This window comes from Thermobacillus xylanilyticus (genome assembly GCF_907165215.1).
Taxonomy (GTDB): Bacteria; Bacillota; Bacilli; order Paenibacillales; family Paenibacillaceae; genus Thermobacillus; species Thermobacillus xylanilyticus.
Window position 1 is genome coordinate 29,469 of sequence record NZ_CAJRAY010000083.1, and the last position, 15,875, is coordinate 45,343.

A 15,875-nucleotide genomic window follows, 5' to 3' on the forward strand; every position below is an offset into this window, starting at 1 on the left:
GAATTGATTCGCGTTGGAGGTGAAGGGTGTTGAAACCCCATTCTATCGTCATGTTTCTGATCGTCCTGAGCGGCGTCCTCTCGATTGCGGTGTTCAACCCGATCATCGGTCCGCTCTCCCGCGATCTGGGCTTAAGCGAATTCCAGTCGGGATGTCTGGTGTCCGCGACGGGGCTGTTCTGGCTGCTCGGCGGCTATTTCTGGGGCAGGGCGGCTTTCCTGAGCAGCAAACGGCTGCTTATGCTCGTCATGCTCGCCTATGTCGCGACCGTGGCGGCTTTCGCCTGGCTGGCCGATTACGCGGCGAGCCAGGCGCAGTCCGCGCCGGGCCTCTTCTGGATCTTTCTCGCGCTCCGGATCGTCTCGGGCTTCTTCTTCGGGGGCATTCCGGCCATCGCGCAGGCTTACATCATGAGCTGGACGACGCCGGAGACGCGGACGCGCGGCATGGCGCTGTTCGGTACGGCGAACGGGCTCGGCTTCGTCCTGGGGCCGGCGATGAGCGGCGTCATGGCTTCCGTCGGGCTGACCGCGCCCATGTATGCCGCCGCCGCCCTGCTCCTCGTCATGAAAATCTGGCTGTGGCTCGCGGTTCCGAACGATTCGGAGCTTCAGCGGGAGCGTTCGGCTTCCCGGCTGTCGCCGCTCGATCCGCGCATCCGCTATTACCTGTGGGCCGGGCTGCTCATTACGGTGACGCTGAACATCCTGCAGGTGACGATCGGCTTCTTCATCCAGGATTCGCTCGGCCTGAACGCGGAAGCGACGACGCGGCTGATCGGCTACGGGCTGGCGGCGGCGGGGGGCATGGTGGTGGTGACCCAAATTTTTGCAAGCAAATATATGAAGCGGCGCCCCGAACGGATGCTGCGCATCGGCCTGGCCATCCTCACCCTTGCGCTCGTCGGCCTGCTGTCGCTCCTTAAGCTCACGTATGCACTGTTCATCGCGGCGGGCATCGGCTTCGGGTTCGCCCTGCTGGGATTTAGCTCGAGCGCTTCCGTCGCGGTGCGGGATCATGAGCAGCGCGGCGTTGCTTCCTTCGTTACGGCCATCCAGGGAAGCGGGGCCTTCGTGGGGCCGGCCGCCGGGACGGCGATGTACACGGCCCATATGAACGCGCCGTATTCGATCTGCGCGCTGCTGATCGGACTTACGCTGCTCGCCGGTTTCGCCAGGAGAAGGGCGGACGTTCCGACTCCTGCTTCGGTCGGGGGGGAGGTGAAATGACCGGGAAGAAAGGGTTCGCGCGGCTGCTCGAAATCGCCGGCGAGAAGCGCGGACTGCTGATCGCCGCCGGCCTGTTCTCCGCGGTCAGCGCCGTCTGCATGCTGATGCCGTACGTGTCCGTCTATTTCATCCTGCGGGAGCTGCTGGAACACGCGGCGTCCCCGGCGCTGGCCGACGGAGCGAAGATGATCCGCTGGGGCGTCATCGCCATCGCCGGCTTCGCGGCCGGCCTGGCCGCGACGTACGCGGGAGGCCTGATTGCGCACATCGCCGCGTTCCGCATTCTGTACGGCCTCCGGATCAGGCTCGCCGGCCATATCGGCAAGCTGCCGCTCGGATGGTTGAGCAGCCGCTCGACGGGGGCCGTCAAGAAGACGCTGGAAGACAACGTGGACAGGGTTGAACTGTTCATCGCGCACCAACTGCCCGATCTCGTTCACGCGGCGGTGACTTTGATGGTGATGATCGCCGTCATGTTCTCGTTCAACGTCTGGCTGGCGATCGCGTGCATCCTGCCGATGGTGATCGGCGTCGCGGCGCAGTTTCTGTCTTTTGCCAGTCCGAAGACGCGGAATACCCTCAAGTCGGCTCTGGATGCGCTGGAGCGGATGAACGCTTCCGCCGTGCAGTATGTGCGGGGCATGCCGGCCGTCAAGGTGTTCGGGCAGACGGTGCATTCGTTCCGGCAATTTTACCAGGACATGGTGCGCTACCGCGACCACGGTGTCATGCTGACGCAACTGTTTCAGAACGGGAACCTGACCTTCAAGGTCATCCTGAATTCGCTTGCCGCGTTCATCCTGCCGGTCGGCGTGTTCCTGCTGAACCGCGATCCGGGGAGCATTACCGCCGCTTCCGCGGTACTGTTCTTCCTGGTCATGGCGCCGGGCATCGCCGCCCCGATGTTCAAGCTCATGTACCTGATGGAGAATACCCGGCTGATCAACGAAGGCGTGGAGCGGTTCGACCGCATCCTGGCGGAGCCGCCGCTGCCGGAACCCGAGATTCCGCGGCGGCCGGCGTCCTTCGACGTGACGTTCGATCATGTTTTCTTCTCGTACGGAACGGAACCGACCGATACGGACGCGCTGGCGGATATTTCGTTCACCGCCCGGCAAGGGGAAGTGACGGCCCTCGTCGGGCCGTCGGGGGCGGGCAAGTCGACCGTCGCCCATCTGGTGCCCCGCTTCTGGAACGTGAACATGGGGGCGGTCCGCATCGGCGGCGTGGACATCCGCGACATGACGACCGCCGATCTGATGGACACCGTCGCCTTCGTGTTCCAGGACTCGTTCCTGTTCTCCGACACCGTGTACAACAATATCGCGGTCGGCCGGCCGGACGCGGCGCCCGAAGAGGTGTACGCCGCGGCGCAGGCCGCGCAGTGCCACGCGTTCATCGAGAAGCTGCCGCAAGGATACGGCACACGGATCGGGGAAGGCGGCGTCCATCTGTCCGGCGGCGAGGCGCAGCGGATCAACGTGGCCAGGGCGATTCTGAAGAACGCCCCGATCCTCGTTCTGGACGAAGCGACCGCCTTCGCCGACCCGGAGAACGAGCACGAGATGCAGCTCGCGCTCAAGGCGCTGATGAAGGACAAGACGGTACTCGTCATCGCGCACCGCCTGTCGACCATCCGGGACGCGGACCAGATTCTCGTGATGGAGGACGGCAGAATCGTCGAGCGGGGCAAACATGAAGCGCTGCTCGCGTCCGGGGGCTTGTACACGCGCATGTGGCAATCCTATCGGCAGGCCGCACAATGGCATTTGGGCAAGGGGGAGGTGGACGCCGATGCGCCGCATGCTTCGCAACATTACGGTGGATAATCCGCGCTCGCTCATCAAGCCGGTCTGTCTCACGGCGCTGGCGTACCTGGCGGGCATCCTCCCGTTCGCGCTGCTGACGGAAGCGGCGAGATTGATTTTCACTCCGTATGTCCATCCCGGCGTTCCGCTCGATGCGGAGCGGCTCTGGTGGGTGTGCGGCGGGCTGGTTTTGTCGATGGTGCTGCTGTTCGTCTGCGAAATTCCCGCCTACCGCGCGCAATACCGCGATGCCTACGGCGCGGCGGTGGAGGGGCGCTCCCGGCTGGCCGAGCACTTGCGGAAACTGCCGCTGGGGTACCTGAACCGGCGCGATCCGGGTGAGCTCGCCAACATGATGACGAGCGATTTCTCGATGGTCGAGCACGGCATCTCCCATGTCGTGCCGCAGATGATTGCCGGCGCCGCCATGCCGGTGATCGCACTCATCGGCCTGGGGTTCTTCGACTGGCGTCTCGCGCTCTCCCTGTTCGCGGCGCTGCCGGCGGCCGTTCTGCTGCTCGTCCTCACGTCCGGCGTTCAGCGCCGGCTCGGCTTGCGGCATTTGCAGGCCAAGATCGACGCGGGCGGGCGGCTGCAGGAATATTTGAACGGGATCAAGGTGATCAAGGCGTACAACATGACGGGCGAGCGCTTCGTCCGGCTGGAGCGGTCTTTCCGGGAATTGATGCGGCAGAGCATCCGTTTCGAAGGGACGCTCGGACCGATTCTGCTGAGCGCGATCGGCTGCGTCCGCGCCGGTCTGACCTTGATGGTCATGGTCGGCGTCCATCTGCTCGTTGGCGGCAACCTGGACGTCATCACGTTCGCGGCGTTCCTGATCATCGGCACCCGCATCTTCGATCCGCTGACAACGGCGCTGGCCGGTTACGCGGAGTTCCGCTATATCGGGCAGGCGGGCGAACGGATGGTGAAGCTGCTGCGGGAGCCGCCCATGCAGGGGCAGCGTAAGCCGCCCGAGCGCCACGCGATCGAGCTTAAAGGGGTGACGTTCGGCTATCTGGATCAACCGATCCTGCGGGACGTGAGCCTGCGCATTCCGGAAGGGTCCTTCACCGCGCTGGTCGGTCCGTCAGGCAGCGGCAAGAGCACCGTCCTGCGGCTCATCGCCCGGTTCTACGATCCGGATCGGGGGACGGTGACGATGGGCGGGGAAGATGTCCGCGGCATGGACCCGGAAGCGTTGATGCAGAAGGTGTCGATGGTGTTCCAGGACGTGTACCTGTTCGAGGATACGATCGCCGGCAATATCCGGTTCGGACGGCGCGACGCAACCCGCGAAGAGATCGAGGAAGCGGCGCGGCTCGCCGGCTGCCACGACTTCATCATGAAGCTGCCGGACGGCTACGACACGCTGGTCGGCGAAGGCGGCAGCACGCTGTCGGGCGGCGAGAAGCAGCGGATCTCCATCGCCCGGGCGCTGCTGAAGGATGCGCCGATCATCCTGCTCGACGAAGCGACCGCTTCGCTCGATCCCGAGAACGAAGCGGAGATCCAGCAGGCGATCGACCGGCTGGTGCGCGGCCGGACGGTGATCGTCGTCGCCCACCGGCTGAAGACGGTGCGGCACGCCGACCGGATCGTCGTGCTGGATCAGGGGCGGATCGTCGAGCAGGGCCGCCATGACGAACTGCTCGCGGCGGACGGCTTGTACGCCCGGCTGTGGCGGCGGCAGATGCAAGAGGCGGGCTGAGTTGGCCGCGCATCTGCGTCGTATCCGGCAGCAGAAGCTGCTTTAGGCGGGGTTGCCTGTATCATGCGAGCTATAACCCGGTGATAAAAGCCAGACTACTCCATCGTGAGTACTCTGGCTTTTTTCTGCGACTGGCCAAACAGAAGCTGTATTGAATCGGCCGTAACGTGGATACCACGTTACAGAGGCGCGCGGAACCGAGCAGAAACTGCTGTAACGTGGATACCACGTTACAGAGTCACGCGGAACCGGACAGAAGCTGTTGTAACGTGTATGCCACGTTACAGAGTCACGCGGAACCGAGCAGAAACTGCTGTAACGTGGATACCACGTTACAGAGTCACGCGGAACCGGACAGAAGCTGTTGTAACGTGTATGCCACGTTACAGAGGCACGAGGAGCCGAGCAGAAGCCGCTGTAACGTGGATACCACGTTACAGAGTCACGCGGAACCGAGCAGAAACTGCTGTAACGTGCATACCACGTTACAGCAGTATAATGCCGCGCTGCCGCGCTGCGGTCCTTATCGGACTTTTGGAATGTTAATTGTTCTGTCGTAGAAAAAAAGGAGTTGAAATGGTGCTTTTTTTGGAAGGGCTCGTTACGGTCACTTGCTTTATGTTGTTGTTTATTATTATTGGGCCACTCCTTTCGACGTGGGAAAGAAGGACTATCAACCGCGGGTGTCGAATATTGGAAGTCGAGGAAAAGGATTCGGTGGTGGCAACATGCTTCAACCCGGTTTGTACGAGCAGGTCATCAATGACTGCCTGGAATCCGAACTGACGAAATTGAATGACGATTGGCACGCAGATAAAGGCAAACTGGACCGTACCGAATCGGCTGCGATATTGGGACAATACATGGGGCGTCTGCTCGCGCGGGTCATGGAGTACCTCGATCAAGGAGATAAGGTGGTCAGGGACCGGGTCGCGCTCTGCAACGCCATCATCCGATACACGATTGAGTATCTCGAAAATTCGGCCGCGGACAGGCTTGATCCCGAACTGATCGCCAGCCTCAAGGGGCAGCTCATTCACCGGGACGCCGAGATGCTGCTGGAGTTGATCGACAAAAGTCGGACTCAGGCGCCCCAATCGCGCGTCCGCCCCGACACCCCGCTGTCCGTCAGCTCTCTTTTTACCGGAGACAAAAGAGAGCCGAGCATGATGGCAGAACTGAAGAAAGAGATCGTCACGAGCGATCGGATTGACTTCTTGGTGTCGTTCATCAAGTTCAGCGGCCTTCGGCTGCTGCTCGATGAACTACGGGCGTTCACGCAGCGCGGCGGCGAGCTCCGCGTCATCACGACCAGCTACATGGGGGCGACGGACTACAAAGCCATCCAGGAGCTGGTCAAGCTGCCGAACACTGAAGTGAAAATCTCCTACGATACGAAAACGACCCGCCTTCACGCGAAGGCTTATCTGTTCTGGCGGTACACCGGCTTCAGCACGCTGTACATCGGATCCTCCAATATTTCGGAATCGGCCATGACTTCAGGGCTCGAATGGAATGTCAGGCTGTCCCAGCAAGATGCTCCGGATCTCGTTACAAAGGTCGAGGTCACTTTCGAGCATTACTGGAACAATCCGGAGTTCGTGACGTTCATCCCGCAGTTGCATGAACAACAATTGCGACAGGCCTTGAAGGCGGAGCGTTCCTGGCAACCCGATGATCACAGCACGCTGGGCTACTATTTTGACATCCAGCCTTACTACTACCAGCAGGAAATCCTCGACACGCTTCAGGCGGAGCGGGAGGTGCACGGGCGGTACCGCAATCTCGTCGTGGCGGCGACGGGAACGGGGAAGACCGTCATTTCCGCATTCGACTACCGCCGGTACTGCCGGCAAAATCCCGGCAAGCCGAACCGGCTGCTATTTGTCGCGCATCGCAAAGAGATTCTGCAGCAGAGTCTGGCCTGTTTCCGGTCGATCCTGCGGGACCTGAACTTCGGCGACATCATGGTGGCGGGGCAGATGCCGGAACAGATTGATCATCTGTTCGTCTCCATCCAGTCGCTGAATTCCAGGGATCTGTTCGCACAGACGCCGCCGGATTTCTACGACTTCATCATCATCGACGAATTCCATCACGCGGCTGCGCCGTCGTACCAACAGTTGTTGTCGTATTATCAGCCGAAGATATTACTTGGATTGACGGCGACGCCAGAGCGCGCGGACGGGAAGCGGGTGACGGATTATTTCGACGGCCGGGTCGCCGCGGAGATTCGTTTATACGAAGCAATCGAGCGCAAGCTGCTCAGTCCTTTTCACTATTTCGGTGTCACGGACTCGGTCGACTTAAGCAAAGTGAAATGGCGATTCGGCAAATACGACGAGACCGAACTGGAAAAAGTTTTCGTGCTGCAGGAGCGGACGGCCCGGGAGCGGGCGCGTTTCATTTTCGAGGCGGTGGAGCGGTATTGCACGGACATCCGGGATGTGATCGGGATCGGGTTCTGTGTGAGCCAGCGGCACGCAGCGTTCATGGCTGAGCAGTTCAATGCCTTCGGTGTTCCCTCCGCGTATCTGACCGCCGAATCGCCGGACGACGTGCGGGATACGGTCAAGAAGCGGTTGGTACAGAAGGAGATCCATTTTGTGTTTGTCGTGGATCTGTATAACGAGGGTGTGGACATCCCGGAAGTGAACACCGTGCTTTTCTTGAGGCCGACGGAAAGCCTGACCGTGTTCCTTCAACAGCTCGGCCGTGGACTGCGGCTATGCGAAGGCAAAGAAGCGCTGACGGTACTCGACTTCGTCGGGCAGGCCCATCGGGAGTACAACTTCGAGCAGCGGTACCAGGCGCTCCTGCCGCGGACGCGCCGGTCGATCGTGCGTGAGATCGAGCAAGGGTTCGCCAATGTGCCGAAGGGCTGCTCCATCATCCTCGAGCGGAAGGCGCAGGAGATCATCCTCGCGCATATCCGGGCTTCGATCAACAACCTGATGAACATCCGGCGCAAGGTCGTCGACTACTTCGCGCACCATCGGGATTGGCAGGTCGGGGAGTTTTTCGAAGATTACCACGTGAAGCCGCTCGAGGTGTATCGCCGCGACGTGACGGTCTACGGGCTGGGTGCGCGGGAGAAGGTTGTGGCTTGCGAGGAGCCGCTCGGTGATTCTCGGGAGCGGTTGTTGGCCGCCGGGCTAGAGCGGTTGTCGTTCTGCAATTCGGCGCGGTTCATCCAGTTCTCGCTGCGGGCGTTGGAGCGGATTCGCGAAGGCCGCGGTCGGGAATTGGCGGATTTAAATGCGGCCGAACGCAAAATGCTGCTTATGTTGTACTACACGTTCTGGAATGTCGGATTGTCGGATTTGGAGGGGCAGCCTTTCCGCACGGTAGAAGAGTCGTTGTATTGGCTGATCGGGCATCCGTTGGCCTATGCGGAGTTGTGCGATCTGCTGCGGTACCAGTACGAGCGGATCGACATTGTCGGAAGGCCGGTCGACGGGCTCGACGAGGACATTCCGATCGACCTGTACTGCAACTATACGACCGACCAGATACTCGCCGCACTCGGGCGGCATCAGGCGTGGAAGCACCGGCACTTCCAGGAAGGGGGCCTCTATGTAGAGGATCGGAACATGGACGTGTTCTTCGTCACGTTGGTGAAGTCCGAGAAAGACTACTCGCCGACGACGATGTACCAGGATTACGCGGTGAATGAGCGGGTTTTCCACTGGCAGTCGCAGAGCCGTACGACGGTCGATTCGCCGACAGGGCGGCGGTATATCAATCAGGGGAAGACTCGGCACCCGGTCCTGTTCTTCGTCCGCGAGAAGAAGCGGAATGAGAACGGGGTGACGATGCCCTTCACTTGCGTGGGGCTGGCCGATTACAAGAGCCACCGCGGCTCGGCGCCGATCAGCATGGAGTGGACGATGCGCGAGCCGCTGCCGGCGTTTGTGCTGGATGTGGCGGGGCGGGGGTGAGTAAGGATGAACCATTCGAAATAGACAGATCAACAGAACAATCCTTATATATCAAGATTGATGGTGAAGATTGGTATCTTCAAAATCCCATGCGTAATAATTACATTTTTATATCTGATAGTCCGTCGGTCGAAAAGAGTAAAAGAATCAGATTTGTCAAGTGGGAAGAGATCCTTGAGCAAATAGTATAAATTTATGATCAAAATTCTGCTAAACATTAAGGTTTCTCGATCACCGGATCGGGCAGATTGTTGGTAATGCCCCGTTTTTTACGTTTTTTACGGAACTTTCGCTGGAGTTGAATTGTCATAGCCTTAGATGGATGAAAGCAGATTTATCAAATCTGTAAATCAGAAAGATCGCCAATATCTTGCCCACATATGCAGGATATTGGCGATCTTTTTAATGTTTTGACCTGTATTGGTCATCATTGCCTGCTGCTGCCCCCCGCAAATATCTGAACTGCTCCGGCGTCACACCCTCCATCTTCCGGAAAATGTGAATGAAATACGAACTGCTTGAGAATCCGATGCGCTTGGCGATGTCTTTGAGCGTCAGGTTGGTGGATACGAGCATGGATTTGGCTCGCAGAATCCGACATTCAGTCAGATAAGCGATGGGGGATTTCCCCATTAATCGATGAAACTGGCGGCAGAAATGAGAAGGGCTGCAGTTCGCGTGAGCAGCCATTTGCTCCAGTGTCAAAGGTTCGCCGCAGTGCGCCCGGATCCAATCGGCCGTTTCAACCAGTTTGTCTTTCCCTGCGATATTGGGCATGCCTTCGATCGTTTCGGCATGCAGAACGATGTGATTAAGCATCTCGTACAGAATCGCCGATATCCGGACGGCCTCTTCCTGCAAGGGAGGGATATGGCTGCCAAGCAGTTCGGACCACAATTGGTCCATGCGGGGAACACCGGCCCAAGAGAAGATCCAGGGTTCGCGCTCACCCCGTCCCTGAAGAACGGATTCCATGCCTTGCGTGTTAAAGTGAATCCATCTGATGTCCCATGGATCGTCACGGTCTGCGTAATAGAACTGGGGAACGCCCGGACCGTACAGAAATCCCGTGCCGCCCCGCAATTCCAGCACCCGGTCTCCGATCCGCACATATCCCTTGCCGCCGCGCACGATATGCCAATTGTAAGTCGACAGTCCGTTCGGCCGGTATTCGTAATGATCGGGCTCATGTGCGTAATGGCCGAATGATTCCGGATAGCAGAGAAAGTGCCTGAATGTTGCGGGCGGAAGAAACAGGTTGAGTCGCATGTTCATTCACGTCCTGCGGCAAAATTTTGATATCATGATCAACATTCTATGATTTATAGTCGCAATAATCTATTGTATAGTCAATCTCGAATAATTGGATCAAGCAAAATCATGATATTCCATGGCGGTGATTGAAATGAGAATGGGTATGGACTACTATCCCGAGCATTGGGATCGCTCCATGTGGGAGCAAGATGCGAAGCTCATGCGGGAAACCGGCGTCAGCCTCATCCGCGTCGCCGAATTTGCCTGGTCGAGACTGGAGCCGAAGGAAGGCCATTACGACTTCGGATGGCTCGACGATGCGATCGGAACGTTCCACAGGCACGGCATTCAGGTGGTCATCGGAACGCCGACTTGCACGCCGCCCAACTGGCTGGTGAAGAAATGCCCGGATGTGCTGCCCAGGGACGCGCAGCTGCATCCGCATTACCCCGGAATCCGGGGACACCGGTGCTACAACAGCCCGTCGATGCGGCATTATTCCGCCCGGATTGTCGAAAAGCTGGCCCTTCACTACAAAGACCACCCCGCTGTCATCGGTTGGCAGATCGACAATGAATTCAGCCTTCATGAATGCAACTGCGATCAATGTAACGAGAAGTTCCGATCCTGGCTCAAGGCCAGATATTCGTCGGTCGAAGCGGTCAATGCCGCCTGGGGAACGGTAGTCTGGAGCGGAGAATACAGCGACTGGTCGGAAATCACCACGCCGCTTGGGGGCACCCGTTGGAAAAATCCGTCCTTCCTTCTGGATTACAAGCGGTTTGAGACGGACTCTGTCGTAGAGTTCCAGCAGATGCAGGTGGACATTCTGAAGAAACATTGCCCCCACCATTTTGTCACCCACAACATCTGGAGTTACCCGATGAGTCTGGATTACTACAAGTTGTGCAAGAATCTGGACTTTGTATCGCTCGATTATTATCCGAGCACCAGCCCGGAGAAAGACGTGACGAGCGGATACAGCGGGGCGCTGACGCTAGACTTGTCGCGGGGCATCAAGCGGAGGAACTTCTGGATCATGGAGACGCTCAGCGGTTCGCCGGGATGCTGGATGCCGGTGTGGCGCGCGCCGTATCCCGGGTTCATCCGGGCAGTTTCCTGGCAAAGCATTGCCCGCGGCGCCGACACCATCGTGCATTTCAGATGGAGAAGCGCCCCGTCGGGAGCGGAGCAATTCTGGCACGGCATCCTGGATCACAGCAATGTACCCGGCAGAAGGTTCGAGGAATACCGCGGGCTCTGTGCGGAAGTCCGCAGGCTGGCACCGCATCTGGAAGGCACGCAGGTGAAAGGCGAAGCGGTCATTCTGCACTCGCACGAGCAGTACAACGCATTTCAGGCCCAGTACCAATCCGATGGATTCAATTATTTCGACAACATCAAAGCCGTCCACCGCGCGTTCACCAAATTGGGCATCATGACGGATGTGTTGAACGAACACGAGGACTTGAGCGGATACAAGCTCATTGTGGTCCCTTCGTTGTTCTTGCTGGATCCGGAACTCGCCGGGAAGCTGGAAGGATATGTCCGGAACGGGGCGACGCTCGTCATCCTGCCGCGCACGGGCGTCAAAACCCGCACCAATCTGTGCTGGATCCGGCCTCTGCCCGGGCCTCTGGCCGAAACGGCCGGCGTCATGGTGGCGGAGTACGATCCGATCGGCAAAGAGACCAATTCGATCCGGTGGAACGGCAAGACGTATTCCTGCAATCAGTGGTGCGACATCCTGACGCCGCAAGGCGCGGAACCGGCGGCATGGTACGAGAAGGAATTCTACGCCGGTCAGGCGGCGGCAACCGTTCATGCGCTGGGCAGCGGGAAAGTCTGGTACATCGGCACTTTCCCGGAAGAGCAGTTCTATCTGGACTTCTTTAAGCAAGCTGCCGACGAACTTGGCTTGTTCTATTTCCCGGATCTGCCAGAAGGTGTCCAAATTTCCATCCGCTCGAAAGGCGGCAAGCGCTATCTGTTCATCCTGAACTTTTCGCGCAGACAGCAGACCGTCAGGATCGGACAATCGTACAGGAGCCTTCTGCGCGATGGACCTGTTGCGCCGGAGCTGGACATGAATCCTTACGACGTTGAAATTCTGGAACTTTCGCGATGAGCAACGGTCGGTCAGGAACAGGCCCTGATCGACCTTGTTGTTATACTCGCACGAATCAAATCATCCCGATCAAAAACCAATCGTTGTTGTATGGTTTCCCCTCCTGCAAGAAGACTACAATTGAACGCAAAGGGGGAGACCGGATGGGTAGACTGATCAAATACCGGTGGCAGTACCTGTTGATTCTGCCGGCAGTCGTGCTGTTATTCCTGTTCAACTATATCCCGATGGCCGGCATCCAGATCGCGTTTCGGGATTTCCGCATCGGACAGTCCATCTGGACCAGCCCATGGGTCGGGTTCGAAAATTTTTCATTCCTGCATGACGACCAGTTCTGGATCATTGTCCGAAACACGCTGTACATTTCCGTGCTGAAATTTATCTTCGGCTTTCCGGCACCGATTCTGCTCGCACTCATGATCAATGAACTTCGGCATTCCGGGTTCAAACGGTTTGTACAATCCGTCAGCTACCTGCCCCACTTCTTCTCGTGGATTGTCGTGGCCTATATCCTGCAGTCGTTCCTGACGCTGGACGGCGGCCTGGTCAACGATCTGATCGTGAAGATGGGCGGAGAGCCGATCTTTTTCCTCGGTTCGGAGGAGTGGTTCCGGCCGATGGTCGTCTCGAGCGCATTGTGGAAGGAAGTCGGATGGAACAGCATTCTGTACCTTGCCGCCATCACGACAATCGACCCGCAGTTGTACGAAGCGGCCAGGGTGGAAGGGGCCGGAAAACTTGCGCAGATCCGGCACATCACGATTCCCGGCATCATGCCCACGATTACGATCGTGCTGATCCTCAACATCCCGAGTCTGATTGCGGCCGGCATGGATCAGATTTATCCGCTGATGAACCCCGCAAACATGCAGGTTGCGGACGTGCTCGATACGTATGTGCTGCGTAGCGGTCTGCAACAAGGCTATTTCGGCATGGCGACAGCGGTCGGTCTGATTTCTTCCGTCATCGCATTGCTCCTGGTCGTGATGACGAACCAATTGTCACGCAAACTCACTGGAGAAGGGCTCTGGTAAGCCATGACGATTTCAACCACGGAAAAAATCGGTCAAGCCGTAATCGTCTTTCTGCTGCTGTTACTGTGTGTTTCCGTCATTTACCCGTTCCTGTACATGCTGGCGATTTCGCTGAATGACGGCGCCGATGCCGCGAAGGGCGGTGTCTATCTGTGGCCGAGACAGTTCACATGGATCAACTACGAGATCGTGCTGGGCAACGAGGTCATCCGGCATTCCTACCTGATCACGATCGCCCGGACGATCGTCGGCACGTTCCTGGGCCTGCTCGTCACGCTGGCCGCGGCGTTCGGACTTTCTTACCGGATGCTGCCGCTTCGCAAAGCGATTCTGACCTATGTGCTCATCACGATGTTGTTCAACGGGGGCCTGGTGCCCTACTACATCCAGCTGTACAACCTGGGCCTGGTCAACACGTTCTGGGTTTACATCATTCCGAACATGTTCTCCGTATGGAATATGTTCGTCATGCTGAAGTTCATCCAGGGGATTCCGGATGCCGTCGTGGAATCGGCGGAGCTGGACGGCGCGAATCCGGTGCGGATTCTATTCCAGATCATCGTGCCGCTCTCGAAGCCGATGCTCGCGGCGCTGGGGCTGTTCACGGCGGTCTTTCACTGGAACGATTGGTTCGCCGGGGCATTCTACGTGACGGATCAATCGCTCATTCCGGTACAGACCTTCTTGCAGCAGATGCTGAACGCTTCGGACCTGTCGGTCATCTTCGGCTCCAACACGAACCAGGAAGCGCTGGCGCGGGGGGCGCAGGCGAAGAACGTGACGCTCATGTCCATCAAGATGGCGGTCGTGATGGTCAGCGCCCTGCCGATCCTGTGCGTGTATCCGTTCCTGCAGAAATATTTCGTCAAAGGGGTGCTGATCGGCTCGGTGAAAGGCTGACCCGAAGCCGGGAGGCCCAATATCAGCGACGGGTATGAGGCCATGTCATGGACATGCCTTCCCATACCAAAATCTCAGAAAGACAAGCCAACAAGGGAGGTTGCACATGAAGACGAAGAAGAAAGTATTTGGCTACGCCTCCGTCGTCCTGGCCATGCTGCTGGTGTTCACCGCCGCGTGCTCGTCATCCGGTTCTTCGGACAACAACGGCGGCAGCACATCGGGCAGCACGGCATCCGGCGGATCCGAGGAGGGCGGGTCGAGCAGCGCGCTGTCTTTCGAGCTGTGGCTTGGTTGGTCGGCGACGGTCAACAACGACAGCCTTGTGCAGAAGTATTGGAAGGAGCAGGAGCCGGGCGTTGAAGTGAAGCTGGAAGCGACGCAGGGCGACGCAATGACGGCGCTGAACCTGCGGCTCAACACCGGCGGCTTCAAGGACGCGGCCGTGTTCAGCCACAGCGACACGATCAAGAACGCGATGATTCGTTCGAATCTGATCATGCCGCTCGAGCAATACTTTGAAATGCCTGACAAATACCCGAATCTGGCCTCCATTCCGAAGCAATACCTGGATCGTCTCCGGGACCCGGACGGCCATATCTGGTCGATTCCGACCTGGTTCGACCAGAATCCGGACAACCCCTGGCCGGGCTGGGTATCGACGGCATGGATGGTGCGGACCGACGTCCTTGAACAAGTCGGCATGACCGTGGAAGACCTTTCGACGCTCGAAGGCGTGGAGCAATTCCTCGCGAAGGCGTCCGAGGTGAAGGACTCTTCCGGCAAGGCGCTCAATCCGCTCAGCTTCCTGATGGATCAGAACGACTCGGCGGGCTGGAACGACGAGAACGCGGTGCTCACCGCATTTGGTGTCACCACGGGCAGCGCCGGCGGCGTCATTCCGGTTGAGAAGAAAAACGGCGAGTTCGTCTTCCTCTATGACGACCCGCAATACAAGGCGGCTTACCAATGGATGAACAAGCTGTACCGTCAAAAGATGATCGATCCCGAAGTCGTCACGGACAAGAAGGAACGCTACAAGGAGAAGAACAAATCCGGGCGCAACGCCATGAACGTCGGAAGTTTCTGGAACATGGACCAATACATCTGGGAGACGCTTGACGGTCCGACGGAACCGGGCTGGTACTATGAACCAATCCCGTTCCCGAAGGTGGAAGGCGTGGATTCGATCGGGTACAACCAAATCGTCAACCCCTATCCGGGATACGACGTGTACATCAGCAAGAACACGAAAAACCTCGAAGCGATCCTGACGTTCCTGGACTATACGCTGACGCCGAAGGCCGAATGGCAGCAAGTGGTCAACGAAGGCCCGGCAGGCCTGTACTGGGACTGGGTCGACCAGCCGCTCGGCACCTGGAGATTCATCGACGCGGATTACGAAGCGAAGCGGAATTCGGGCGACCAAGCGCAGAAAGCGCAAGTTACGCCGGAACTGTACATGTTGTCTTCGTACAACAACGAGTGGTATCCTTGGTGGAACAACGAGGTGACCGTGGCCGGAGCCGCGAAAAACCAGGAATTCTCCAAGAAAATCGGCGCAATGGGCGCTGTCCGGACCGCTCACACCTACGACACCGTCAAGGCGAAGGAAGGCGGACTGTGGGAGAAATACGGGCTGGAGCTCGAGAACCTGCGCAAGGAATACCGCGCCAAGCTGATCATGGCCAAGGACGACGCGCAGTTCGAGGCGGCATGGCAGGAGTTCCGCGACGCGCTCGAGAAGCGGGCGCACTGGAGCGAACTCAAGCAGGAATGGCAGGAACAATACGACGCGATCGTTCAGACAAGCGGGGAATTCTGAGCGGCTGGAGCAATTCCGAACGGGGAGCCATCCCGGGAGGGATTG

9 protein-coding genes are annotated in these 15,875 nt (G+C 58.5%); 8 read left to right on the forward strand and 1 reads right to left on the reverse strand.

Translation table 11 applies throughout. The annotated features are described in order from the left end of the window. Positions 1-26 precede the first annotated feature (26 nt). From KJQ12_RS15470 to KJQ12_RS15485, 4 genes are all read left to right on the forward strand, one after another. Entirely contained in the window at positions 27-1,229 is a 1,203-nt protein-coding gene (locus KJQ12_RS15470; protein ID WP_244860645.1) for an MFS transporter, read from the forward strand. Further along, positions 1,226-3,058 carry an ABC transporter ATP-binding protein gene (locus KJQ12_RS15475; RefSeq protein ID WP_213485679.1) on the forward strand — a complete coding sequence of 611 codons (1,833 nt, stop codon included), beginning with the start codon at positions 1,226-1,228 and terminating at the stop codon, positions 3,056-3,058. The genes KJQ12_RS15470 and KJQ12_RS15475 overlap by 4 nt, the downstream gene beginning before the upstream one ends. Then, positions 3,024-4,748: an ABC transporter ATP-binding protein gene (locus KJQ12_RS15480; RefSeq protein ID WP_213485681.1), complete on the forward strand. Its 1,725-nt coding sequence runs from the start codon at positions 3,024-3,026 to the stop codon at positions 4,746-4,748. Before KJQ12_RS15475 ends, KJQ12_RS15480 begins: the two co-directional genes overlap by 35 nt. Positions 4,749-5,476: 728 nt before the next feature. Further along, a complete protein-coding gene (locus KJQ12_RS15485) occupies positions 5,477-8,689 on the forward strand; it encodes a DEAD/DEAH box helicase (RefSeq protein WP_213485682.1) in 3,213 nt (1,070 codons plus the stop codon). A 402-nt stretch (positions 8,690-9,091) separates the two neighbouring features. Here KJQ12_RS15485 and KJQ12_RS15490 read toward each other — a convergent pair whose 3' ends face one another. Next, positions 9,092-9,958 carry a helix-turn-helix transcriptional regulator gene (locus KJQ12_RS15490; protein WP_213485683.1) on the reverse strand — a complete coding sequence of 289 codons (867 nt, stop codon included), beginning with the start codon at positions 9,956-9,958 and terminating at the stop codon, positions 9,092-9,094. Positions 9,959-10,094: 136 nt separating this feature from the next. On the opposite strand from KJQ12_RS15490, the gene KJQ12_RS15495 reads away from it, so the two are divergent. From KJQ12_RS15495 to KJQ12_RS15510, 4 genes are all read left to right on the forward strand, one after another. Continuing rightward, a complete protein-coding gene (locus KJQ12_RS15495; protein WP_244860646.1) occupies positions 10,095-12,071 on the forward strand; it encodes a beta-galactosidase in 1,977 nt (658 codons plus the stop codon). 143 nt (positions 12,072-12,214) lie between these two features. Then, complete coding sequence (locus KJQ12_RS15500; RefSeq protein ID WP_213485685.1) at positions 12,215-13,105, forward strand: ABC transporter permease; 891 nt, start codon at positions 12,215-12,217, stop codon at positions 13,103-13,105. Positions 13,106-13,108: 3 nt separating this feature from the next. After that, positions 13,109-14,005, forward strand: a complete 897-nt coding sequence (locus tag KJQ12_RS15505; RefSeq protein ID WP_213485686.1) for a carbohydrate ABC transporter permease — start codon at positions 13,109-13,111, stop codon at positions 14,003-14,005. Positions 14,006-14,111: 106 nt separating this feature from the next. Next, positions 14,112-15,830 carry a type 2 periplasmic-binding domain-containing protein gene (locus KJQ12_RS15510; RefSeq protein WP_244860647.1) on the forward strand — a complete coding sequence of 573 codons (1,719 nt, stop codon included), beginning with the start codon at positions 14,112-14,114 and terminating at the stop codon, positions 15,828-15,830. Positions 15,831-15,875 lie beyond the last annotated feature (45 nt).